The sequence below is a fragment of the Nocardia sp. JW2 genome (genome assembly GCF_051843015.1).
Lineage (GTDB): Bacteria > Actinomycetota > Actinomycetes > Mycobacteriales > Mycobacteriaceae > Nocardia > Nocardia coubleae.
On the sequence record NZ_JBPXLK010000003.1, the window covers coordinates 333243 to 357621 of the forward strand.

At 67.6% G+C, this 24379-nt stretch carries 19 protein-coding genes and 1 tRNA gene; 6 read left to right on the forward strand and 14 right to left on the reverse strand.

Translation table 11 applies throughout. From position 1 onward, the window contains the following. Nucleotides 1-40 precede the first annotated feature (40 nt). The 5 genes from ACSVDM_RS06920 to ACSVDM_RS06940 all read right to left on the reverse strand — a co-directional run bounded on the left by ACSVDM_RS06920 (nucleotide 41) and on the right by ACSVDM_RS06940 (nucleotide 10623). Nucleotides 41-4927: an NAD-glutamate dehydrogenase gene (locus tag ACSVDM_RS06920; protein WP_439263660.1), complete on the reverse strand. Its 4887-nt coding sequence runs from the start codon at nucleotides 4925-4927 to the stop codon at nucleotides 41-43. Nucleotides 4928-5125: 198 nt separating this feature from the next. Continuing rightward, nucleotides 5126-6802 (reverse strand): energy-dependent translational throttle protein EttA, encoded by a 1677-nt coding sequence (gene ettA / locus ACSVDM_RS06925; protein WP_067486138.1) that lies wholly within the window; start codon nucleotides 6800-6802, stop codon nucleotides 5126-5128. Between the two features lie 70 nt (nucleotides 6803-6872). Continuing rightward, nucleotides 6873-7442, reverse strand: coding sequence for a single-stranded DNA-binding protein (locus ACSVDM_RS06930; RefSeq protein ID WP_439263661.1), 570 nt, complete (start codon nucleotides 7440-7442; stop codon nucleotides 6873-6875). A 128-nt stretch (nucleotides 7443-7570) separates the two neighbouring features. Beyond that, complete coding sequence (locus ACSVDM_RS06935) at nucleotides 7571-8545, reverse strand: serine/threonine dehydratase (protein WP_281201990.1); 975 nt, start codon at nucleotides 8543-8545, stop codon at nucleotides 7571-7573. Beyond that, a complete protein-coding gene (locus tag ACSVDM_RS06940) occupies nucleotides 8542-10623 on the reverse strand; it encodes a cytochrome c oxidase assembly protein (RefSeq protein WP_439263662.1) in 2082 nt (693 codons plus the stop codon). Before ACSVDM_RS06940 ends, ACSVDM_RS06935 begins: the two co-directional genes overlap by 4 nt. 134 nt (nucleotides 10624-10757) lie before the next feature. Here ACSVDM_RS06940 and ACSVDM_RS06945 point away from each other — a divergent pair. Beyond that, nucleotides 10758-10831: transfer RNA gene (locus ACSVDM_RS06945), tRNA-Arg, on the forward strand. A gap of 244 nt (nucleotides 10832-11075) precedes the next feature. Here ACSVDM_RS06945 and ACSVDM_RS06950 read toward each other — a convergent pair. From ACSVDM_RS06950 to ACSVDM_RS06975, 6 genes are all read right to left on the reverse strand, one after another. Beyond that, nucleotides 11076-11786, reverse strand: a complete 711-nt coding sequence (locus ACSVDM_RS06950) for a TetR/AcrR family transcriptional regulator (protein ID WP_243749884.1) — start codon at nucleotides 11784-11786, stop codon at nucleotides 11076-11078. A gap of 119 nt (nucleotides 11787-11905) precedes the next feature. Further along, the gene (locus ACSVDM_RS06955; RefSeq protein WP_439263663.1) at nucleotides 11906-14116 is read right to left on the reverse strand and encodes an acyl-CoA dehydrogenase; all 2211 of its coding nucleotides are present in this window, start codon (nucleotides 14114-14116) and stop codon (nucleotides 11906-11908) included. Nucleotides 14117-14118: 2 nt separating this feature from the next. Further along, a complete protein-coding gene (locus ACSVDM_RS06960; RefSeq protein WP_067642445.1) occupies nucleotides 14119-14997 on the reverse strand; it encodes an SDR family oxidoreductase in 879 nt (292 codons plus the stop codon). Between the two features lie 12 nt (nucleotides 14998-15009). Continuing rightward, the gene (locus tag ACSVDM_RS06965; protein ID WP_439263664.1) at nucleotides 15010-15888 is read right to left on the reverse strand and encodes a MaoC/PaaZ C-terminal domain-containing protein; all 879 of its coding nucleotides are present in this window, start codon (nucleotides 15886-15888) and stop codon (nucleotides 15010-15012) included. Further along, complete coding sequence (locus ACSVDM_RS06970; RefSeq protein ID WP_067486118.1) at nucleotides 15885-16325, reverse strand: type II toxin-antitoxin system Rv0910 family toxin; 441 nt, start codon at nucleotides 16323-16325, stop codon at nucleotides 15885-15887. Before ACSVDM_RS06970 ends, ACSVDM_RS06965 begins: the two co-directional genes overlap by 4 nt. A 30-nt stretch (nucleotides 16326-16355) precedes the next feature. Continuing rightward, on the reverse strand, nucleotides 16356-17546 hold the full coding sequence (locus ACSVDM_RS06975) for a lipid-transfer protein (protein ID WP_439263665.1): 1191 nt from the start codon (nucleotides 17544-17546) through the stop codon (nucleotides 16356-16358). 205 nt (nucleotides 17547-17751) lie between these two features. On the opposite strand from ACSVDM_RS06975, the gene ACSVDM_RS06980 reads away from it, so the two are divergent. The 4 genes from ACSVDM_RS06980 to ACSVDM_RS06995 all read left to right on the forward strand — a co-directional run bounded on the left by ACSVDM_RS06980 (nucleotide 17752) and on the right by ACSVDM_RS06995 (nucleotide 21747). Continuing rightward, on the forward strand, nucleotides 17752-18828 hold the full coding sequence (locus tag ACSVDM_RS06980; protein ID WP_439263666.1) for an alpha/beta hydrolase: 1077 nt from the start codon (nucleotides 17752-17754) through the stop codon (nucleotides 18826-18828). Nucleotides 18829-19137: 309 nt separating this feature from the next. After that, nucleotides 19138-19926 (forward strand): ABC transporter permease, encoded by a 789-nt coding sequence (locus tag ACSVDM_RS06985; protein ID WP_084457440.1) that lies wholly within the window; start codon nucleotides 19138-19140, stop codon nucleotides 19924-19926. After that, nucleotides 19919-20752: an ABC transporter permease gene (locus tag ACSVDM_RS06990; protein ID WP_067486112.1), complete on the forward strand. Its 834-nt coding sequence runs from the start codon at nucleotides 19919-19921 to the stop codon at nucleotides 20750-20752. Before ACSVDM_RS06985 ends, ACSVDM_RS06990 begins: the two co-directional genes overlap by 8 nt. Before the next feature lie 2 nt (nucleotides 20753-20754). Next, a complete protein-coding gene (locus ACSVDM_RS06995; RefSeq protein WP_439263667.1) occupies nucleotides 20755-21747 on the forward strand; it encodes an ABC transporter ATP-binding protein in 993 nt (330 codons plus the stop codon). Nucleotides 21748-21749: 2 nt separating this feature from the next. Here the strand turns inward: ACSVDM_RS06995 and ACSVDM_RS07000 are convergent, their stop codons facing one another. After that, on the reverse strand, nucleotides 21750-22064 hold the full coding sequence (locus ACSVDM_RS07000) for a hypothetical protein (protein ID WP_067642455.1): 315 nt from the start codon (nucleotides 22062-22064) through the stop codon (nucleotides 21750-21752). Nucleotides 22065-22398: 334 nt separating this feature from the next. On the opposite strand from ACSVDM_RS07000, the gene ACSVDM_RS07005 reads away from it, so the two are divergent. Further along, nucleotides 22399-22884 carry a DUF4254 domain-containing protein gene (locus ACSVDM_RS07005; protein WP_439263668.1) on the forward strand — a complete coding sequence of 162 codons (486 nt, stop codon included), beginning with the start codon at nucleotides 22399-22401 and terminating at the stop codon, nucleotides 22882-22884. Here the strand turns inward: ACSVDM_RS07005 and ACSVDM_RS07010 are convergent, their stop codons facing one another. Together ACSVDM_RS07010 and ACSVDM_RS07015 are read right to left on the reverse strand one after the other, a co-directional pair. Continuing rightward, a complete protein-coding gene (locus tag ACSVDM_RS07010) occupies nucleotides 22885-23199 on the reverse strand; it encodes a hypothetical protein (RefSeq protein ID WP_067486107.1) in 315 nt (104 codons plus the stop codon). Continuing rightward, on the reverse strand, nucleotides 23199-24347 hold the full coding sequence (locus ACSVDM_RS07015; protein WP_067642458.1) for a fatty acid desaturase family protein: 1149 nt from the start codon (nucleotides 24345-24347) through the stop codon (nucleotides 23199-23201). The genes ACSVDM_RS07010 and ACSVDM_RS07015 overlap by 1 nt, the downstream gene beginning before the upstream one ends. Nucleotides 24348-24379 lie beyond the last annotated feature (32 nt).

Here is a 24379-nt window from a genome sequence, read left to right on the forward strand (position 1 = left end):
TGCGCTTCGGGCGCGGCGGTGCTGCCGTTCGGCGAACTCGTCACCGTGGTACCTCCGATTGGGCGCCCACCCCGCTCACCATGCTCCGCACCTGTCGCGCGGCGACCGACAGTGTGGCGAGGTCGTGGGTCCCGGACTCGAACAGTTCCGACAGGGCAGCGCGCGCACGACCCAGCCGGGACTGGTTCTTCGACTCCCAGTATGCAATTTTCTCGTCGGGCGTCTCCTCCGGGTCGCCCGCCGACAGCACATCGAGGGTCAGCGAGCGCAGCGAACCGTACATGTCGTCGCGCAGCGCGAGCCTGGCCAGCGCGTGCCAGCGATCGCCGCGTTCGAGGTGGCTCACCGCCTCGAGCAGCCAATCGATCTTGAGGTGCTCGTTGAGCGCGTAGTACAGCGCACCCACCTCGGCGCCGTCGCGGTCGGTGATGTCGGCGATGTCGACCACATCGAGCAGCGGGAAGAGACCGAGCAGTCCGAATACTTCGGTGGCCAGTTCGGTCGGTGCGCCACGGGCGATGAGTTCGGCCGCGCCCTGGGTGAGCGAGGTGACGTGGTGACCGCGCAACCAGCCGGGCACCTGCGGCGCCAGCTCCTGCACCCGCCGGTGGTAGCGGTTGATCTCCGCGCCGACGGCGACGGGCTGCGGTCGGTTGCTCAGCAGCCAGCGCGAGGCCCGGTCCAGGGTGCGCTTGGATTCCAGTTCGAGCAGGTCGCAGACCGAGGCCGGGGCGTCGGCGCTGCGGATGCGCGACCACACATCGTGCAGCTGGAAGATCGCGGTGGCCGCGGCGAACGCGCGAACCGTGTCCGAGGTGGTCGCGCCGACCTCTTCGTTGAGCCGGTGGGCGTAGGTGATGCCGCCGTAGTCGACCACCTCGTTGACGAGCATCGTGGTGACGATCTCGCGGCGCAGCCGGTGCTTCTTGATCTCGGCACCGAACCGTTCGCGCAGTGGGGTGGGGAAATACAGCGGCAGCCTGCCCGCGAACGCGGCGCTGTCGGGCAGGTCCGTGTCGAGCAGGTCGGCCTTGAGGCCGAGCTTCACGTGGGCGAGCAGGTTCGCCAGCTCCGGTGAGGTGAGACCGACGCCCTCCGCCTCCCGCTGTTGCAACTCGGTTTCCGACGGCAGCGCCTCGAGCTCACGATCCAGGCCACGCCGCTGTTCGAGGTCGGAGATCACCCGGGCGTGCACGCTGGCCATCTGCGGTGCGTCGGTGCGGGCGATACCGATCAGGAAGTTCTGATCCACGTTGTCCTGCAACACCATTCGCGCGACCTCGTCGGTCATCGAGGCGAGCAGTGGGTTGCGGTCCTGCGGTGCGAGCGCACCCGCGCTCACCACACCGTCGAGCAGCACCTTGATATTGACCTCGTGGTCGGAGCAGTCGACGCCCGCCGAGTTGTCCAGGGCATCGGTGTTCATCTTGCCGCCCGCGCGGCAGAACTCGATGCGCCCGAGCGCGGTGGCACCGAGGTTGCCACCCTCGCCGATCACCTTGACGCGCAGTTGGTTTCCGTTCACCCGGACCGCGTCGTTGGACTTGTCGCCCACCTCGGCATTGGTCTCGGTACTGGCCTTCACATACGTGCCGATACCGCCGTTCCACAGCAACTGCACGGGCGCGAGCAGGATGGCGCGCACCAGTTCCGGCGGCGACAGCGCCTGTACGGCGTCGGGCAGGCCGAGCGCCGCCCTGGCCTGCGGCGAGATCGGCACCGACTTCACGGTCCGTTCGAACACGCCGCCGCCCGAGCTGATGAGGCTGCGGTCGTAGTCGGCCCACGACGAACGCGGCAGCGCGAACAGCCGCTCCCGTTCGGCGTAGGACGTGGCCGCGTCGGGGTTCGGGTCGAGGAAGATGTGGCGGTGGTCGAAGGCCGCGACCAGCCGGATGTGCCGCGAGAGCAGCATGCCGTTGCCGAACACGTCGCCGCTCATGTCGCCGACGCCGACCACGGTGAAGTCCTGGCTCTGGGTGTCGATGCCCATCTCCCGGAAGTGACGTTTCACCGACTCCCACGCGCCCTTGGCGGTGATGCCCATGGCCTTGTGGTCGTAGCCCGCCGACCCGCCGGAGGCGAAGGCGTCGCCGAGCCAGAAGCCGTAGCGCTTGGCGACATCGTTGGCGATGTCGGAGAAGCTCGCCGTGCCCTTGTCGGCGGCCACCACGAGGTAGGTGTCGTCGCCGTCGCGGCGGACCACCCGCTCGGGCGGCAGCACCGCACCCGTGGCCAGGTCGACATTGTCGGTGACGTCGAGCAGGCCGGAGATGAAGGTGCGGTAGCAGTCGATACCCTCGGCGATACTCGCCTGACGGTCGGCGGCCGGGTCGCCGGTGGCGGCGGGCGGCCGCTTCACCACGAACCCGCCCTTGGCACCGACCGGCACGATCACCGCGTTCTTGACCGCCTGGGCCTTCACCAGACCCAAAATCTCGGTGCGGAAGTCCTCGAGCCGATCCGACCAGCGCAGACCGCCACGCGCCACCGAACCGAAGCGCAGGTGCACACCCTCGACCCGAGGCGAGTACACGAAGATCTCGAACTGCGGCCGCGGCTTGGGCAGTTCGGCGATTTCTCGCGGCTCGACCTTCAGCGACAGGTAGCCGCGTGGTGCGCCGTCGGCATCGACGACGTAGTTGTTGGTGCGCAAGGTCGCCTTGATGAGACCGAGGATGGCACGCAGGATGCGGTCGGCATCCATGCTGACCACCTCATCGATGCCTGCGCGCACGCGCGTCTCCAGTTCGGCGGCATGCTCGGCCGAGACGGTGTCGGGATCGAATCGCGCGGCGAACAGTGCGACGAAGTCGCGCGCCACCTCCGGATGCGCGAGCAGGACGCGGGCGATATTGACCTGGCTGTAGGGAAAACCCGCCTGCTGCAGGTACTTCGCGTAGGCGCGCAGGATGGCGACCGAGCGCCAGGGCAGGCCTGCCCGCAACACGAGTTCGTTGAGACCGTCGGCTTCGGCACGGTCGTACCAGACCGCCTCGAACGCCTCGGTGAAGCGGGCGCGCAGACCGTCGGCCTGGCCGGGGTGTTCGAGCAGCTCCGCGTCGAGATCGCCGCCGAGGGCGTTGCGCAGCAGTTCGGGACGGGCCTGCAAGCCGAAATCGTAGATCCAGCGCTCGGTTCCGCCGTCGAGTTCGAGCTGGTAGGGCCGCTCGTCGACGACCTCCACGCCGAGACTCTGCAGCACCGGAAGCACCTGGCTCAGCGACACACCACGCCCGGCGATGTAGAGACTGAACCGCCACGAACCGGGCGCGGCCTCGGACCGGCGGTACAGGTGCTGGTCGATGCCACCTTCGGACAGCTGCTCGAGGCGCGCGATGTCGGCCAGGGCGCGGGCGGGTGCGAAGTCCTCCTTATAGCTCTCCGGCAGCGCCTTCGAATAGCGCGAGACCACGGCGGGGTCGAGCACGGTCGACGACGCGACCTCGTCACCGATCCGGTCGTCCCAGGAGTGGCTTGCCGCGTTCAGCAGCGACTGGAGGCGGCGCCGGTTCTCCTCGGAGGTGTCGGGGCCGTCATGACCGGCGGCCTCGGGCGGCAGCATCACGGTGAAATACACACTGGCGAGCTCGCTTTCGCTCACCCGGGCCGAGTAGTCGATGTCGACGCCGCCGAGTTCGCGCACCAGGATGGACTGCATTTCCAGCCGCACCGCGGTGGTGTATCGGTCGCGCGGCAGGTACACCATGCAGGCCACGAACCGGCCGTAGGTGTCGCAGCGCAGGAACAGCCGCACCTGCCTGCGCAAACCGACGCCGAGGACCGCGACAGCGGTACGGCGCATGGTGGCGGTGTCGGCGGAGAACAGCTCGGTGCGCGGGAACGACTCGATCACCTCGAGCATCGCTTGCCCGGAGAACGAGTCCTTGTCGAAGCCCGCGTCCTCGATGGCCGTGCGCACGCGACGATTGATGACGGGAATGTCGAGGACGTTCTCGTGCACGGCGCTCACGGTGAACACACCGATGAACAGATGCACCCCGACCACCGCACCCGCGTCGTCGACATCGGCGACCCCGATGAAGTACGGGTACACCGAGCGGTGCACGGTCGCACGGACCAAGCCCTGTGTGAGCATCAGCAGCGGGCGGTCACCACCATTGATCGGCACCTGGAAGTCGGTACCGATATCGGGGCGGAGCACACCGAGGCTGGTGCCCGGAACTCGCGTGGAGACGGTGTGGCCGTTCTCGGTGGCGCGCTGGTAGCGCGTGTAGCCGAGCAGCGTGAAGTTGCCGGCCGCCAGCCAGCGCAGCAGCTGGGCGCAGTCGGCGAGATCGACCGACGGGAAGGGCGCGGTGCCCGCCGCGGCGGTCCGGTCGAGATGATCGGCGAGCGAACTCTGCGCCGCGACCATCGCCTCGGTGTCGTCGATCACCTGACGCACGTCGGCGAGCACCTCGGGCAGGGTGCGTTCGATCTCGTCGAGCTGGGCCTGCTCGGTCGACGGGTGCAACTGCAGATGCATCCACGACTCGGCCAGCCCCTCGGCGCCGTTGCCGTCCACCTCGTGCGGTGCCGCGCCGACGAGCGTGCCGTCGGCGTCGCGAGTGACCTCGAAGATCGGGTGGATCAGTTCGCTCACGCTCACCTGCATCCGGCCCAGCGCCGCCGTGATCGACTCGACCAGCAGCGGCATGTCGTCGGTCACCACCTGCACGGCGGCTCCCATGCCCGACCCGTCGTCGGGATGGTGCACCTCGACCAGGGCCTTACCCGGTTGACGGCGGGCGGCGAGTTCCATGTGGTGGCGGAAGATCTGGGTGATCCCGGTGATCGGAAAATCCACGTCCCCCGCGTCGACGTGTCGGAAATACGCCTCCTCGAGTGTCGCGAGATCGTCGCGCAAACTCGGTGGCATTCCCGCCGCCCAGCCCGCACTCGACATTTCCGACGAGACCGTCATCTTTCGCCTGCTCCCATGTTTCGGTTGGCTTCGATTCCGTAAAGTCCGGTGACGCGATTCCGAGACTAACGCCGCCGCGCGAGCCGTGCCGTCGGAAATCCGGCTTCCCCGCCGGTAACTTGTGAAACGCCGACGGCCCGGCCGTTCGATCGACAAGTCGATCGTCAGGCCGGGCCGTCGATGCGGTCCGCGCGTATATCAGTCGCGAGTGAGCTTGCGGTGCGTAACCCGGTGTGGGCGAGCGGCTTCCGCCCCCATACGCTCCACCTTGTTCGCCTCGTAGGCCTCGAAGTTGCCCTCGAACCAGAACCACTTGGCTTCGTTGTCGTTGTCGCCTTCCCACGCCAGGATGTGGGTGCAGGTGCGGTCGAGGAACCACCGGTCGTGGGAGATCACGACGGCGCAGCCCGGGAACTGCTCGAGTGCGTTCTCGAGCGAGCTCAGGGTCTCCACGTCGAGGTCGTTGGTCGGCTCGTCGAGCAGGATCAGGTTGCCACCCTGCTTGAGAGTGAGCGCCAGGTTCAGGCGGTTGCGCTCACCACCGGAGAGCACCCCGGCCGGCTTCTGCTGGTCCGGGCCCTTGAAACCGAACGCGCTGACGTAGGCACGCGAGGGCATCTCCTGGTTACCGACCTCGATGAAGTCGAGCCCGTCGGAGACGACCTGCCAGACGTTCTTGTTGGGGTCGATGCCCGCACGGTTCTGGTCGACGTAGCTGAGCTTGACGGTCTCGCCGACCTTCACCTCACCGCTGTCGGGCTCCTCGAGGCCGACGATGGTCTTGAACAGCGTGGTCTTACCGACACCGTTGGGGCCGATCACACCGACGATGCCGTTGCGCGGCAAGGTGAACGACAGGTCCTTGATCAGCTGACGATCGCCGAAGCCCTTGTCCAGGTGCGACACGTTGACCACGATGTCGCCGAGGCGCGGACCCGCGGGGATCTGGATCTCCTCGAAGTCCAACTTGCGGTGCCGCTCGGCCTCGGCCGCCATCTCTTCGTAGCGACCGAGACGGGCCTTGTTCTTGGCCTGACGGGCCTTGGCGCCGGAACGAACCCAGGCAAGCTCCTCCTTGAGGCGCTTCTGCAGCTTCTGGTCCTTCTTGCCCTGCACCTCGAGACGCTGGGCCTTCTTCTCCAGGTAGGTGGAGTAGTTGCCCTCGTAGCCGATGGCCCGACCGCGGTCGAGTTCGAGGATCCACTGCGCGACGTTGTCGAGGAAGTACCGGTCGTGGGTGACGGCGAGCACGGCGCCCGGGTAGGAGGCGAGGTGCTGTTCGAGCCACAGCACGCTCTCGGCGTCCAGGTGGTTGGTCGGTTCGTCGAGCAGCAGCAGGTCGGGTTTGCTCAGCAGCAGCTTGCACAGCGCGACGCGGCGACGCTCACCACCGGAGAGGTTGGTGACCGGCTCGTCCGGCGGCGGGCAGCGCAGCGCGTCCATGGCCTGCTCGAGCTGGGAGTCGACATCCCACGCGTCGGCGTGGTCGAGGAACTCCTGCAGCTTGCCCATCTCGTCCATGAGCTCGTCGGAGTACTCGGTGGCCATCAGCTCGGCGATCTCGTTGAAGCGATCCAGCTTCACCTTGACCTCGCCGAGGCCCTCCTCCACGTTGCCGCGGACCGTCTTCTCCTCGTTGAGGTCGGGTTCCTGCATGAGGATGCCGACCGAAGCGCCGGGCGCGAGGAACGCTTCACCGTTGTTCGGCCGGTCCACCCCCGCCATGATCTTCAGCACGCTGGACTTACCCGCGCCGTTCGGGCCGACCACGCCGATCTTGGCGCCGGGCAGGAAGTTCAACGAAACGTCGTCGAGAATGACCTTGTCGCCGTGCGCCTTGCGAACTTTGATCATCGAATAAATGAACTCAGCCATATATGGAAGCCTATCGGTGCGGGTAACGGGGGTGCGATGCGGAGCGGGGGCCGGTGCCGCGGACCTGCCCTCAGGCGTCGACCTGCGCGGGAATGCCTTCGATCGGCATCTCGTCCGGCGATCGCGCCGGGAGGGAATCCGCCGCGGACGTAGAGGCTACGGCAGAACGGTCGTCGGGCGCATACTCACCCTCCGCCCCCGGCGGTGCGGCAGCCGACAATACAGCGCCCTGATCGCCCGGAATATTCCGTACCACGTGCGGGGTGAACCGCGCCGCCTCCGATCGTCGCTGGATGGTGGCGCTGCACCGGCCGAGGTCGGGTCCCACCGCGACGGCGCGCATCTCCAGATCACGACGTTCGCCGCCGTCCTTGCCCCGGTATTCGTGCGAGCGCAGCTGACCGTAGGCGATCACCGGGTCGCCCCGGCGCAGTGACCGATCGACTCCGGCCACCAATCGGCGCCAGCAGCTGACGGTGAGATAGAGCGTGCCCGCATCCACCCATTCACCCGCGCTCGGATCGAACCGGCGTGCCGTGCTCGCCATCCGGAACGACACCACCTGCTCCCCATTGGCCAGATCCCGCCGCACGGGATGGTTGACCACCGTGCCGATCACCGTCGCATTCGCCTCGTACATCGAAACCGCCCCCGCTCAGACATTCGGTGTTGTTGCTCTGACCATCCAAGAATGGCGCAGGCGAGCACCGCTGAGCAGGCACCGCAGACATCTGGGGACAACTTCTCGGGTTGTGGATATCCGCCGTGTCAGAGCATGGGGAGTTCGGTGTTCGCCCCGCACAGCACCACGATCGGCCGCACGCCCGGCTCCGGTTTGTAGGCGCCGCTCTGCACCGCAGCCAGCGCGGACGCGCCCTCGAGCTCGACGACCACCCGGAATTCGCGCCACAGGTATTCGCGCGCACGGGTCACCGCGTCATCGGCCACGCCGAGCGCCCGCATCTGCTGTCTGCTGGCGATGTCGTAGGCGATATCGCCGACCCGGGTCGCGCACATCGGTTCGTCGCCCGGGGACGGCGCGGCGACGTCGACCGGCCTGCCCGCCGCGAGCGCGGCCGACAACGCGGGCGTGTGCTCGGATTCCACCCCGACGATCTGACGTCGCCTGCCGAGCGCTGCCCCGAGCCCGGCGATCAGCCCGCCACATCCCACGGCTGCCAGCACCGGCGGCCGCCCACGCACCTGTTCCTCCAGCTCCAGACCGATGATGCCCGCACCCGCCACCACCGCGGGGATGTCGTCGGCGCGCAGGTGCCCGGCGCCGCGTTCGGCCGCCAAGGTCACCGCGTGGCGCTCGGCCTCGGCGAAGGTCGCACCGTGCCAGAGCACCTCGGCACCGTGCGCCCACATGGCCGCGACCTTCGTGTGCGGTGCGGATTCGGGCACGACGACCGTGCATTCCTTACCGAGCTGCGCCGCTGCCAGCGCGAACGCGATCCCGGCGTTGCCACCCGAAGCGACGACGACATGCCCGGCCGACTCCTCGGCCAGCAGCGCGTTGAACGCGCCGCGCACCTTGAAGGTGCCGCCGTGCTGCAGGAACTCCATCTTCAACGACACCGGAACCGGTCCGTCGGGCCCGTCGACGCTGGTGTGGAACACCGGTGTCTTACGCACCCGCCCCGATAATCGGCGCCGAGCCGTCCGCACATCGGTCCGCAGCACACGCGGGGTCCCGACCGGTCGGCTCGTCTGGCTCGCCGGTATACCGCATTCGGTCACGGACGCACCTCGCGGTCGCGACGCGCCAGTTCGGCGTACATCGCGTTGTAGGCGTTGAGTTCGGCGTCGTTGTCGCGGTCGGCCGCGCGGTCGGTGCGCTTGGCGAGCCGCTGATCGCTGCGTGACCACTGGATCAGCAGCGCAAGCATCACCACGACCAGCGGCACCTCACCGCTCGCCCAGGCGAAGCTGCCACCGTTGCGCTGATCGGCGAGCAGGTCGATATTCCAGCCCAGGTCGAGGGTGCGGTAGAACCAGCCACCGAGGACGGTCGTCATGCTCATCAGAGCGATACCGAAGAAGGCGTGGAACGGCAGGGTGCCGAACACCATGGCCAGCTTGGTCAACGGCGCCACCTCACGCGGTTTGGGATCGATGCCGATCACCACCCAGTAGAACAGATAACCGCTGATGAGGAAGTGCGCGTTCATCATCAGGTGCGCCGCGTGCGAATCGACTGTGGCGTCGAAGATCCCACCGAGGTAGAGCGCGTAGAACCCGGCCACGAAGATCACCGACGCGACCACCGGCTGGGTGAGGAACCGCGAGACCGGGTTGTGCACGGCCGCGAGGATCCATTCACGCGGACCGGGAATCCCGCCGCGACCGGCGGGTGTGAGCGCGCGCAGGGCGAGAGTCACCGCACCGCCGAGGGCGAGCAGGATCGGCGCGAGCATCGACAACGCCATGTGCGCGCCCATGTGGACGCTGAACATGGCAGGTGCGTACCGGCCGACGCCCGAGGAGGTGGCGAGCAGCAGCACGAGGCAACCGCTGACCCAGGCGATGGTCCGGCCGAGCGGCCAGGCGTCGCCGCGGGCGCGTAGCCGGTGCACGCCGAGCAGATACAGGGCGGCGAGCACGATGGCGAGGGTGCCGAAGATCAGGTCGAACCGCCAGTCGAACAGCAGCCTGCCGACGGTCGGCGGGCCGTCGACGGTGTAGCCCAGCTCCACTTCCGTCGGCGTGGGGATGGACGTCGGTGGCGGAGGTGGCGTGCGCCCGAGGCCCACGGCGAGGCCGATCGTGGCGGCGAAGATCAGCATCTCCACGCCGGCGAACCGGATCAGCGCCGCGCGGTCGCGCGCGTCCGCGGCCAGCGCGGGCAGCGCGGCCCGTCGCTGCAGGAAGCCGAGGCCGGCGAGCAGCACGAGTGCCGCCGTTTTGGCGAGCACGAGCCTGCCGTACGTGGTGGTGAACAGCTCGGCGGCAGGCACCCGGACCCAGGCGTTGATCACACCACTGAGCGCGATGACGACGATCGCGACGGTCGCGGCCAGCGAGAAACGCCGGGCGGCGACATCGGTATCGGCACCGCCGCGCATCGCGTGGGCGAGCACCGCGACCAGCCCACCGACCCACACCGCGGCCGAGATCATGTGCAGGATGAGCGAGTTGGTCGCCACGTCGTGCGAACCGCCCGAGGACGAGTGCCCGGTCAAAGCCAACGGCATCATGGTGCCGATCGCGAGAACGAGCAGGATCGGCGTCCAGCTCCAGCGCAAGGCCAGCCGGCACCCGATCGCGAGAACGAGGGCGAGCACGGTCGTCGTTCGCCACGCACCCGCCACCTCGACCTGGGCGATCACCGGCCACAGCACCTCGGGCCGCCAGATCGAACCCACCGGCTGACCCGTCGTATCCGACACCGTCAGCGGCACGAGCAACGCCGCGCACACCGCCCAGACGATCGCCGCGTCCGAGGCCCGTCGCACCGCCCGGTACCCGCCCGCCTCGAGCAACCCGCTGTCTTTCGGCGGCAGCAGGAACGCCGCGAACAGCAGGGAGCCGACCGTCACGGCGGCGGACAGGTCGGCCAGGGCCCGCAACGCGGGCAGCCCGTACGTGGTGAGCGCGCCGGGATCGGGGATCCCCAGCAGACTCAGCGCCTGCGCCGCCGACAACGCGACGACGATCGCCGCGACCGCCGCGGCCATCGCCCCGGCGATCGCACCGAGCGCGCCGAACGCCCGCCCACCCGCCGAGGAACCGCTGCCCGTCGCGGCCGCCCGATCCGTCTCCGCCGGTCCAGCGCCGTCGCCGACGGTTCCTGCGGAGCGGTCTTGCGATAACGACATGTCAACGAGGGTAGTTCGACCTGCTCCCCCACGCGCCCATGGGGCGTCGCTCCCAACCCCGCCCACCACCCGGTCGGTCGCTATACTTTTCGCGCTGGACACCGACGCCGACATCGACAAAGGTGAATGCGTCTGCCTCCGTAGCTCAGTTGGATAGAGCAAGGGCCTTCTAATCCCTAGGTCGCAGGTTCGATTCCTGCCGGGGGCGCAAAATAGCCCCTGACCTGCACATTCGCGGGTCAGGGGCTTTCTTGACCTTCGAGCTCGATGTGCCAGTAGGTAGGAACCTGCAAACAGTCCCTGACGTGGGCCAGACCTGGGCTACTCAGACAACGTCTCGAAGGCTTCGCGGACGAGCTGGCCCGGCGTGCAATACCGGACCGCCTCGCGGGCTCGATTCTCGTTCTCGGAATCGGCGTACCGCCATTCTCGCCAGGCCCGTTGTCGGCTTCTCAGTTGTCCTGGTCCGGGCCGAAGAGGTCGGCGACCGGGGTTTGGGCGTCTACGGCTACGCCGATGTCGGCCATGGTGACGGCGATCGTGTTGACGATCCAGCGTTGCAGGACTCGTGACAGTTCGTCGGCGGTGAGTGGTTGCATGCCTCGGCTGAGCCAGCGGTTGACCGAGTTGTCGACCATGCCGACGAGACCGAAGGCCAAGGGCTCGGCGACTTCGGTTGTGCCGCCGTGGCGGGCGATGCTGATCGCGAAGAGGCGTGCGGTCTGCACCGCGACGGCCGTGCGGGCGTCGGAGACCGACGGGGAGCTGCCGACGACCCGTTTCGAGCCGGCCGCCAGGAATCGATGCAGGTGTGGATTGGTGACGATCCAGCCGATATAGGTTTCGACCGCTCTAGTGACCGCGTCGCCGACGGTGCCCTCCGGGCTGAGCACGGGGGTCAGCCGGGTCATCAGCTCGGAGATGATCCGGGTGCGGACCTGTTCGTCGAGGTCGTCGCGGTCGCCGAAGAGCCGATAGACCACCGAGCGTGGGACGCCGGCCCGGGCGGCGATGTCTTTGACGCCGACCCGCGCGCCGTCCTCGCGGATGGCGACGACGGCGGCGGCCAGGATCTGGTCGCGCCGTTCGGCCTTGTGCCCGTCCCACCGCTGCGATCGACCATCGGACGAGGTAGCTGGCGCGGCGGATTCCAGATTCGGCACAGTCGGACCCTACACCGCGAGGTCGGACGTGGATTTGCCCGCGAAAAGGACATCGACGCAGCGCGGGTGCTGCCCGGCCGTCACGTGATGACAGCCGGACAGCAGACCGATCGGCATGGTTACGCGCTCGGCGCCGCGTCGCGCGGCAGCCCGAGCATGCGCTCGCCGATGACATTGAGCTGCACCTCGGTCGTCCCACCGTAGATGGTGGTGGCGCGACCGGCGATGAGCTGTTCCATCGCGTGATCGCTACGCTCGCCCGGCACCGAGACCACACCGGCGACACCGAGTTCGGCGACGATGAACTCCGAGATCGCCTGTCCCAGACCCATACCGAGCAGCTTGCCGACGCTCGAGGTGGTGGAGACATCGATGCCGGACAGCTGCTTGAGCACCACCCGGGAACCGATCACGTCCACCGCCCGGCTCTCGGCCATCAGCTCGCCGACCCGGTAGCGGGCCACCGGCGACAGGTCGCGGCCGATCGCGAACCGCAGCAGGTCGGTGTCGGTGGCGTAGGCCTCCATCTTCTGGCTCAGCGCCACCCGCTCACCCGCCAGGGTCGTGCGGGCCACGTGCCAGCCGTCGTCGACCGCGCCGACCACGTTCTCGTCGGGGATGAACACGTCGTCGAGGAACACCTCGTTGAACAGCGCCGACCCGGTCATCTCCCGCAGCGGACGCACCGTGATGCCCGGGCTCGACATGTCGAGCACGAAATAGGTGATGCCCTCGTGCTTCGGCTTGTCGGGGCTGGTGCGGGCGATCAGCATCGCCCACTGCGCGAACTGCGCGACCGTGGTCCAGATCTTCTGGCCGGTGACGCGCCAGCCACCGTCGACCTTGACGGCCTTGGTGGTCAGGCTCGCCAGGTCGGACCCGGCGCCCGGTTCGCTGAACAACTGGCACCACACGAGCTCGCCGCGCAGCGTCGGCACGACCAGTTCGCGCTTCTGCCGTTCGTCACCGTGCGGGACGATGGCGCCGACCGCCCAGGTGCCCATCAGCAACTGCGGCATCGCGATACCGGAGGCCTTGATCTCCTGCGAGATCACCACCTGTTCGAGCGGCGAGGCCGAACGGCCGTACGGGCGGGGCAGGTGTGGCAGGTTCCAGCCGCCGTCGCCGAGGGCGACGAGCTGGTCGTCCTCGTCGTCGATCGCCGCGATCTCGGCCAGCTCGGCCCGGATACCCGCCCGGATCTGCTCGGCTTCCTCGGGCAATTCGAGCTCGTTGGACAGCGTGACCCCCGACAGCGCGTACCCGGCGACAGCCTCGGCCCGTTCGTCGCGCCCGCTGAGCTGACCACGCAACGCGAGCGCGCGCCGGTAGTACAGGTGCGCGTCGTGTTCCCAGGTGAAGCCGATGCCGCCGTGCACCTGGATGCAGTCCTGGGCCACCTCGACGGCGGCGTCGGGAATGATCAGCGCGGCGATCGCGGCCGCGTAGTCGGCGGTGTCGTCGTCGCGATCGAGGGCGTAGGCGGCGTCCCACAGCACGGCGCGCGCCTTCTCGAGCGCGATGCCCATGTGCGCGCACTTGTGCTTCACACCTTGGAACTGCCCGATCGGACGACCGAACTGCACGCGGGTCTTGGCGTACTCCGCCGCGGTCGAGACACACCACGACATCACGCCGACGGCCTCGGCGCCGAGCACGACCGCCGCCACCGAGCGCACCCGGGTCGAGGTCACCGTGAGCACCCGCTCGGCGGGCACCTCGACAGCGTCCGCCTGCAACCGCCCGGCACCGCGCAGCACGTCGACGTTGTCCTGCGTGCTCACGCTCAGCTCGATGTTGTCGAACGCGACCCACTGCCGGTCACCGTCGACGGTGACCGGCGCGATGAGCACATCCGCCGACAACGCCCCGACGACACCGTCGGCCGTGCCGTCGACGACCAGCACACCGTCGCGCAGCTCACCGGTCAGCGCCGACGACAGCGCCACCGCACCGGTCCGCGAGCCGTCGGCGAGACCGGGCAGCTGGGCACGCGCCCACGCTCCCCCGTCCTGCGCGAGCACCGCGCTCGCCAGTGCCGTCGGCACGAACGGTCCGGTGTGCAGGCCGCGCCCGAGCGGCTCGAGGGCGACGGCCAGTGTCAGCAGGCCCGCGCCCTGTCCACCGAGGTCTTCGGCGATGTGCAGGCTCAGCAGGTCCTGCGCGACGAGGGCGTCCCAGTAGGGCAGCTTGCCCGCGTCGGTGGATTCGACTGCCGCACGGACGGTTTCGCTGGTGATGGTGCGCTCGACGAATCCGCTCACCGCGTCGGCGAGGGCCAGGTGGTCCTCGCTGACGCCGACGCCGAGCTCATAGCTGTTGCGCGCCATGACTAGCTGGTCTCCTTCAGCTGCGCGGCGACCCCGTCGATGGTCCACGGGCCGTCCGTCTCGACCGTTCGCACGTCGTGCCAGCCGCCGAGTTCGATGATGGCGCCGCCCTGCACCGCGAACACCTTGCCGGTGAGCGGGCAGTCGGCCTCGGCCAGGTGCGCGACCAGCGGGGAGATGTTGGCCGGAGAGAACGGGTCGAACTCGCCCTCGGGCACCTCGGCGGCGAACAGCGCGCCCATGCCGGGGGTGGCCAGGGTGAGCCGGGTGCGGGCGATCGGGGCGATCGCGTTCACCCGCACGCCGTAGCGCTCGAGCTCGTCGGCGGCGACCAGCGTCAGCGCGGCGATGCCCGCCTTGGCGGCGCCGTAGTTGCCCTGGCCCGCGTTGGGCATGAAGGTGCCCGAGGCCGAGGCGGTGTTGATCACCGACGCCGAGACCGGGTTACCGGCCTTGGTCTGCGCCTTCCAGTACGCGGCGGCGTGGTGCAGGGTGGCGGCGTGGCCCTTGAGGTGCACGGCGATGACCGCGTCCCACTGGGATTCCTCCATGCTCGCGATGAACGCGTCGCGCAGGATGCCCGCGTTGTTTACCAGCACGTCGAGCGAGCCGTATTCGCTGATCGCCTGGTCGACAAGCGCTTTCGCGCCCTCCCAGGTGGCGATGTTGTCGGTGTTGGCCACGGCCTGCCCGCCCGCGGCGACGATCTCGTCGACCACCTGCTGAGCGGGCCCGGCATCGGTGCCGGTGCCGTCGTTGGCGCCGCCGAGATCGTTGACCACGACCTTGGCGCCCTCGCGGGCGAACAGCAGCGCGTGTTCGCGACCGATACCGCGACCGGCACCGGTGATCACCGCGACGCGACCGTCAAGCTTTCCCATAAGTCTTGTCTCCTAATTGAATTCGACGCGGCCGTCGGTGATGGCGATCTGGCCCGCGGCTTCGGTCTCGAAGGCATAGGCACGCACGCCGGAGTCGGCGGACCCGGTCGGCCAGAAGGTGGTGGTGATCTGCTGGCCCGGCAGGACGGGCTTGGCGAAACGCACGGCCAGTCGGCGCAGGCGGGCGGTCTCGCTGTCGGCGAGTTCGGTCAGCGCCGCCCAGGAGGTGAAGGCCATGGTGCACAGGCCGTGGTTGATGATGCCGGGAAGCCCGGCCATCTGGGCGATCTCGTCGTCGAGGTGGATCGGCATCGGATCGCCGGAGGCCGGCGAGTACCGGAAGGTCTGATCCTTGTCGATCTGCGCGGTGACCTGTGCGGCCGGCTCGCCCGCGCGATCGGCGTCGGTGATGCGGTGCTCGGGCGCGGCCTCGCCTTCGCCGGGGCCCGCGTCGACCTTGCGGAAGAACGCGGTCATCCACTGCTCGTTGACGAGTTCGCCCGCCGCGTCGCGGGTTTCGGCGTAGACGACGACGGTAGACCCGTTGGGCTTGCCGACGTACCCGATCGGCTTGGCACGCACGACCAGTTCGTCGCCCGGCCGGATCGGACGGTGGAACAGGAAGTCCTGCTCCCCGTGCACCAGCTTCATCAGCAATTCCACCGGGGCCACGGACAGCGCGGCGGGCGCCATCGAGGTGAACACCGGAACCACCGCGAACACCGGCGGTGCGACTTCACCGTTGCGGTGGGCCGTGATCGGGTCATTGGTGGCGGCAGCGTATTCGGCGATCCGCTCGGCGGTGACCGAGAAACGCTCCTCGTCGGTCCATTCCCCCAGGCCGGAGCCGTCGAAGACGACTCCGGCCGTGGTCGCGTCGGCGCTGCTCACGCCGCGGACCCGACGAGCTCGGTGAACTTGGCCATCGACTCCTTCAGATCCGCCTCGGCGTTCTTGGCGACGGCCTTGCCGATCGGGCCGACGATCATGGTGCCCTTGAAGGAGGCGTCGAAGGCGGCCGAGGAACCGGTGGCGGTCGGCTCGACCTTCAGCACGAATTCCACGGAGACACCCGCCATGCCGGTGCCGGTGATCTTCAGATACTTCTGCGGGTCGACCTCGGCCACGGTCCACTCGATCTTGTTGGCCATGTTCATCACCGAGACGACCTCGATGAACCGCGATCCGACGGTCAGCTCGGCGGGCAGGTCCGAACGCCAGCCCTGGTGGATGGTCAGCCACTCCTCCCACGTCGCCAGATCACTCAGCTTCGCCCAGGCGGCTTCGGGGGTGATGGGCAGTTCGGTGGAGACGGACACAGATGCCATGGGGATACTCCTCGGTGAGATTGGTGGAAGTCAGCGGTTGGCCGGGCGGTAGGCGGTCACCACGACCGCGCCACCGAGTCCGATGTTGTGTTGCAGGGCGATACGCGCGCCGTCGACCTGACGGGCGTCGGCGGTGCCGCGTAGCTGCCAGGTGAGCTCGCTGCACTGGGCGAGACCGGTCGCACCGAGCGGGTGTCCCTTCGAGATGAGGCCACCGGAGGGGTTGACGACCCACTTGCCGCCGTAGGTGGTGGCGTTGTCGTCGACGAGGCGTCCACCCTCACCGGCCGCGCAGAGGCCGAGCGCCTCGTAGGTGAGCAGTTCGTTGGTGGAGAAGCAGTCGTGCAGCTCGATCACGTCGACGTCCTCGGGCCCGATCCCGGCCTGGGCGTAGACCGCTTCGGCGGCGGTGCGCGACATGTCGGCGCCGACCAGGTTGATCGCGCTCTTGGTGGAGAAGGTGGTCTCGAGGTCGGTGACCATCGACTGCCCGACCATCTCGATCGCCTGGTCGGCGAGGTTGTGCTTGTCGACGAACGACTCGCTCGCCAGGATCACCGCACCCGAACCGTCGGAGGTCGGCGAGCACTGCAGCTTGGTGAGCGGGCCGTAGATCTGCTTGGCGGCCAGCACTTCTTCCAGGCTGTATTCCTTCTGGAACTGCGCGTACGGGTTGTTCACCGAGTGGCGGTGGTTCTTCACGCCGATCTGGGCGAACTGCTCGGCGGTGGTGCCGTAGCGCTCCATGTGCTCCTTGCCCGCGGCGCCGAACATGTACGGCGCGGGCGGCATGGCGAACTCCTGCAGTTCGGCCAGCGCCAGCAGGTGCCGCATCATCGGCTGCTCGCGGTCGTCGTAGGTGGAGCCGAGCGAGCCCTTCTGCATCTTCTCGAAGCCCAGCGCCAGGGTGCAGTCGGCCAGGCCGCCGCGAATCGCCTGGGCGGCGAGGTAGAGCGCGGTCGAGCCCGTGGAACAGTTGTTGTTGACGTTGACCACCGGGATGCCGGTCATGCCGAGCTCGTAGACAGCGCGCTGTCCGGCGGTCGACTCGCCGTAGACGTAACCGACATAGGCCTGCTGGACCTGGTTGTAGTCGATTCCGGCATCGGTGAGCGCCTTGGTGCCCGCCTCGCGGGCCATGTCCGGGTAATCCCACTCCAGCGCGCCCGGCTTCTCGAACTTCGTCATGCCGACGCCGACGACGAACACCTTCTGTGTCATGTACGCACTCCTGTGTGTCGCGTATCCCAAGTACGTGGGACTACGTGTACCAGGAAGGTATATTGGACATCGTGTCCCAGTCAATACCTTGACATGCGGAAAATCGCCGGTCACGCAGATGTTCGAATCTGGGGAAGTTGCGACCCCTCGTGTAAGTGAGACACGATGTCCAGGTCAGCGCAGGCACAGTGACGGAGGAAAGACGATGGTCGGATGGGGCACCGCGGTGCGCAACATCGGCGCCTTGTTCCGGGAGGGGATAGAGCCCTACACCCCGACACCGTCGGTCGACGTGTACGACCACCCCCATCGGCGACTGCGGTGCTATCGCCGCACCACACCGGCCGTCGGCAATCCGATCCTGCTTGTCCCACCGCTGGCGGTCACGATCTCGTGCTACGACCTGCGGCCCGACCAGAGCCTGGTCGAGTTCCTCCTCGGTCTCGGCCGTGCGGTGTACGTCATCGATTACGGCGAGATCACCTACGCCGACCGTGGTCTCGGCTTCGAGGAGTGGGTCGACGACATCGTGCCCGACGCGATCCGCCGGGTCAGCGCCGAGCACGCCTACGCCCCGGTCGAGGTGATCGGCTGGTCGTTCGGCGGCACCATCGGCCTGTTGACCACCGCTTCCGACCCCGAACTCCCCGTCGCGTCGGTGACTGCGGTCGGAACCCCGTTCGACCAACGACGCAACGGACCGATGTCGCTGGCCAGGTCGCTGGGCCGCCTCGCACCGACCGAGATCGTCACCACGCCGGTACGCCTACTCGGCGGCATCCCGAAACAGGCCGTGCGGATCGGTTTCCGCGCCCAATCGCTCGACCGCGAGCTGACCAAACCGCTCTACATCGCGCGCCACGCCAACGACCCCGAATCCCTGGCCAGAATGCAGGCCGTCGACCGATTCATGGACACGATGCCGGGCTACCCGGCCCGCTTCTACTCACAGGTGTACCGCCAGCTGATCATCCGCAACGAAATGTGGACCGGCACAGTACATCTCAACGCCCAACACGCCGTCGACCTGACGGCGATCACCGTTCCGGTACTGCTGATCGGCGGAAACCGCGACACCCTCGCCTCCGCCGCGTCGGTAGCCGCCGGAATCGACGTCCTCACCGGAGCCCCCGTCACCTTCGTCGAAGTCGACGGCAGCCACCTCGGCATCATCGCCGGCCCCGACGCCCGCACCACCAGCTGGGCCGCGATCGCCGGCTTCCTCGCCGACACCACTGTCGACACCGATGAACTCCTGACACGGAGTGCCACCGCGCACTGACGGTCCGGCCACGAGTGCCCGCGATGAGCCGGACCGATGCCGTGTCAAGAGTGGGCGACAGGTAATCTTGCCCCTCATGTGGATCATTCTCGCCATCTCTGTGGTCAGCTCGGTCGCCATCGCGATCCTGTTCGCGACGGGATTCCCCAAGGACTGACAACGATCGGCGAACAACGCCGTTTTCGTCCTGATCCAGGGTCGGCCGCCTAGAGTTGACTGATTGTGCGGGGCAATGCGGAGGGGGACGCGGGGATTGTTCTCGCGGTGCGCCGACGCAGGTGCCGACGGCGCGCACCAGGTACCGCCGGGGTGTATTGGACCCTGGTGCGGGCGGGTTTCAAGAGACAAGCGCAGTACAAGCTGGCGATGTTCGCCGGGCTGTTCACCAACTGCGTCTTCGGGTTCGTCCGTGCCGCGGTGATGGTCGCGGCCGTGCGATCGGCCGGGGATTTCGGCGGGTACGACGAGGCGACCATCGCCGCGTACGTGTGGTTGTCGCAGGCCCTGCTCGGGGCGACGCAGTTCATGGGTCCGCCGATCGATCTGGTCGAGCGCATCAAGACCGGTGACGTCGCAATCGATTTCCTGCGTCCGGTCGACGTGCAACTCGGCTACCTCGCCGCCGACATGGGCCGCGCGGCGTGCACCTTCATTCCGCGCGGCGTGCCGAGCATCGTGATCGGTGCGACGCTGTTCGGGCTGTCGATGCCGGACTCGCTACCGGCCTATCTACTCGGCCTGCTGAGCGTGGTGCTCGCGGTCGCGTTGTCGTTCCTGTGCCTGTTCGCGGTCGCGCTGTGCGGTTTCTGGGTGGTGGAGATCCGCGGCATCCGCATGCTGTACCAGATCGTCGGCACGTTCCTTGCGGGCCTTTTCGTCCCGGTCCACATGTTTCCCGAGTGGTTGCGCGTGGTGGCACACGCTACCCCGTTTCCCTCCATCCTCCAGTCCCCGATCGATACGCTGTCAGGGCGGGTCGTCGGAATGGAAGCCTTGTCAGTCGTTGCGGGACAAGGTTTCTGGGTACTGGCGATCGGACTGCTCGGCAGGGTGTTGTTGCGAGCGGGACAACGCAGGTTGGAGGTACAGGGTGGCTGAACCGGAGACCGCACGCATTGTGTCCGGGACCTGGTTCACCCCCTACCTCGCAGTATTGCGTTCGCGTGTCAAAGCACAGCGGGTCTACCGGGTTTCCTTCGCCATCGAGGTGTTCAGCGCGTTCCTGATCGGCCTGGTGGAGTTCGCCGAGGTGTGGGTCATCTTCCACAACGTCGGCACACTCGGTGGGCTCGACGTCGACGCGGCACTGTTGCTGTTCGGCCTGTCCAACACCGCTTTCGCACTCGCCCAGGTGCTGGTCGGCCATCTCGACTCGCTCCCGGCGATGATTCGCATGGGCACCCTCGACGCGTATCACCTTCGCCCGCAACCACTGCTGCTCCAGTTGATCACCAGCGACATCTCGCTGCGCCGGATCGCGCGTGCCGCCGTCGCGGTTGTCGTGCTCGGCATCGGGCTGTGGCGCAACGAAATCGACTGGGGCATCGTCCCGGTTACCTTGATCGTGATCACCCTGCTGAGTGGAATCGCGCTGTTCTGTGGCCTTTTCGTATGCGCGGCGGGGCTACAGTTCTTCTTGATAGACGGTGCCGAGCTCACCAACAGCTTCACCTACGGCGGCTCGTTCGCCGCGATGCAGCCGGCCTCGGTGTTCCCGACACCGCTGAAACTGTTGTTCGGGTTCGCGATTCCGGTCGCGTTCACGGCGTACGTGCCGACCATCGCGCTGCTCGGACTGCAGGGTCCGCCGCTGCTGCCCGCGTGGTCGGCGTGGCTGACCCCGCTGGCCGCCGCCTGGGTGTGGTTGCTCGCGGCGGCGGCGTGGCGGGTCGGGACGAGGCACTATCAGGGAGGAGGCGGATAACGATGGACGACAACGCCACATCGGATCCGATCATCGACATCGACGACCTCACCCGGCAATTCAGCGTGTACCGCAAGAACGGCAGCCGCTGGCGCAGACATCGCGACATCATCACCGCCGTGGACCGGATGAGTTTCCGGGTCGAACGTGGCTCGGCCGTGGGCTATATCGGCGCCAACGGCGCGGGCAAGTCGACCACGATCAAGATGCTCACCGGCATCCTCGTCCCCACCGAGGGCACGGTCCGCACGTGCGGTCTCGAACCCGTGCGCCAGCGGCGGGAACTGGCCTCGCGCATCGGTGTGGTGTTCGGGCAGCGGTCGCAGCTGTGGTGGGATCTGCCGCTGCACGAGTCGTTTTCGATCCTTGCCGCGATCCACCGGCTCGATCCGGAGGTCGCGGGCAAACGGACACACGAGCTCGTCGAGCAGCTGGAGATGGCCGACACCCTCGACACGCCGGTGCGTCAGCTCTCGCTCGGTCAGCGGATGCGCGCCGAGGTGGCCGCCGCCCTGCTGCATTCGCCGGAGCTGGTGATTCTCGACGAGCCGACGATCGGTCTCGACGTGTTGTCCAAGCAGCGATTACGCGAGTTCCTGCGCGCCGAGCGCATGGAACGCGGAACCACGTTGCTCCTCACCACCCACGACATGGGCGATATCGAACGACTCTGCGAACGGGTGCTCGTAGTGGATCACGGCACGCTCGTCTACGACGGTTCGCTCACCGGCCTCGGTGCCACCGTCGGCGCGCGCCGGGTGCTCGTCGTCGACCTGGCCGAGCCGACACCGGATCTCGACGATCTGCCGTGCGGCGCGCAACTGCTGTCGAGCGCGGCGGGCGGCATGCGTCAGCGCCTGGCCTTCGACGCCGAACACACCACCGCCGCGGCGTTGCTGGCGGCGGTCTCGGATCGGGCGAAGGTGCGCGATCTGTCCATCGAGGAACCGGGCATCGAAGACGTGGTGCGCCGAATCTACGAGTCCGCGCGCTGAATTCAAGCGTTCGGGTTACCGGAGTACATACTCACCTCGCCGCCCTCGCCGATGAAGGCGTTGACCAGCATGATCCGCTGCGCGCGCAACTCGTCGGCATCGGGGGCGCTGGTGGTGATGGCGATCTGCGGGATGGCGGCCCAGTTCACCACGTAGCGCTGCGGTGGCCCTTCGTCGTCGGACAGCCGGGCGAGCCGGAACACCGACACCGCACGGCGTTCCATCAGGTCGCGGACCACATCGGCGATTCGCTGCGGGTCTTCCAGCGCGAAGAGAAAGCCGAAGGTCAGCTCGGGCGAGGACACGTAAGCCGGCACATCTACCGAGGCTAGTGCATACGCGGGTTTTCTCGTCGGTGAGATTGCCGTGAATGTGCCGCAGCGGTTTTCCCGGTCACCGCCCGGTGACTCGCCCGTCATCGGCACATAACAATTTCTGCCGACCCGGAGTTTTGTACACCATACTATTGCGCGTCGATCCCGGATCGCGCTTTCCTGAAAGGGTCCCGATATTTCCCGGGCCGTCATCCTCACCGCAGCGTCGCGGAATACGTCGGCGCCTGGGCGGGGCTACGCCGGTGCCGGGGCGCGTCCCGGCGATTCCCCGGCCCCGGCGTATCCACCCTCGCGAGCTTTTTCAGGGGCGTGCACCATGCCGATCGACTCCGGCCACCTGACACAACCACCGTCACCGTCGGCCTTGTTACGGGCATTCGTCCGGCCGATCGATCGGAACCGTCCCCATCACCGGGTACTCGACGCGGCCGCCGCCCTCGCCGAATGCCACGCACGCAGGCGCGCGGTAATCGAGGAGGCCCGCGACCCGGCCGTCTCGAGCGCGCGGATCCTGCGCCTGATCGACGAGATAGACCGCGAACGCACCACCCAGATGGCGCTCATCGACAACTGGGTGGCCACCAACCTGGCCCATCGCGCGGGCGCCTCGCTGCACACCGAGACCCTCGGCGCGGTGATCGATCGCATGGCACGAAAATGGATCGCCGCCCAGCATGCGCTGGACGGCGATCCGGAGGGTCGAACTCATCTGCACTGGTCCCGGCTGGCCGAACTGGCCGACGGCTACCGCGATCTCATCACCGATGTGATCGAGCGCCGGCGCCGGTTGCCGGTGTGGTGATCAGTGCTGTTCGGGAACCGGCTTCGGCGAGACCACCTCGGTCTCGTCGACGATCTCGGCCTCGGTGACGGGCTGCTCGGGCGCCCGCACCTCGTCGTCGGTGGCGTCGTAGGCCGGTTCGGCCGCGGCCGCGTCACGGCGAGCCGCGGCGGCCGCTTCCTTCATCTCGATCGCGTCGGTGATGAACTCACCGATCTCCCGAGCCACTCCCGCGACGGTTCCGGTGATCAGCGCGGCGATATTGCCCACCCGCTGCGCGCCGGAGGTCGTCAATTCCTGGACGAGATCCTTGTTGGTTTCGAATTTGCCGACCATTACACGCCCACTTCGGTTGCCTTCCGATTACGCATAACGATAACACCGGGCTTGGGCGCCCTCTTGATGATGTTGTCGGGCAGCGCGAGCTGGAAGATCTTGACCCACACCGAACCGATCTGCTTGGAGAAACGGCCGGTGTTGTAGGGCAGACCGTACTTCTCGCACAGCGCCTTCACCTCGGGCGCCATTTCCGGGTACCGGTTGGCCGGGATATCCGGGAACAGGTGGTGCTCGATCTGGTGCGAGAGGTTGCCCGACATGATGTGGAACAGTCGCGAGCCGTTGATGTTGGCCGAGCCGAGCATCTGGCGCACGTACCACTCACCACGGGTCTCCTCCGCGGTCTCCTCCTTGGTGAACGTCTGCACGCCCGCCGGGAAGTGACCGCAGAAGATGATGGAGAAGGTCCACAGGTTGCGCACCAGGTTCGCGGCCGCGTTGCCCGCCAGGGTGTGCAGGAACAGCGGGCCGGTCAGCGCCGGGAACACCACGTAGTCCTTGAGGACCTGCCTGCCCGCCTTCTTGAACTGCCCCTTGAGCAGCGGCTTGAGGTCGGACCACTTGCGCTTGCCCTTGATGATGTTGTCGGCCTCGAGGTCGTGCACCATCACGCCCCACTCGAACAGCACCATCAGCAGGAAGGCGTAGACGGGGTTGCCCAGGTAGTAGGGGTTCCACTTCTGGCCCTCGTCGATACGGAGGATGCCGTAACCGATGTCGCGGTCCATGTCGTGGATGTTGGTGTAGGTGTGGTGCATGTAGTTGTGCGAGTGCTTCCACTGATCGGCCGGGCACACGGTGTCCCAGTCGAATTCGCGGGAGTTCACGCCGCGCTCACGCATCCAGTCGTACTGGCCGTGCATCACGTTGTGGCCGATTTCCATGTTGTCGAGAATCTTCGACGCGCCGAGCGCGGCGACACCGGCCAGCCAGAACGGCGGAAGGAAGCCGAGGTACATCAGACCGCGGCCGGCCACCTCGAGACCACGCTGGGTCTTGATGATCTTGTAGATGTATTCGCGGTCGCGTTCGCCGAGGTCGGCGACGACGCGGGCACGCAGGTCGTCGAGCGCCTTGCCGAGCTCTTCGACCTGGTCGGGGGTCAGGATGACCGGGCCGTCTGCGGTTTCGGTGAGGATCGTCATAGCAGTATCTCCCCTGGGTTGTTTCGCGGTGA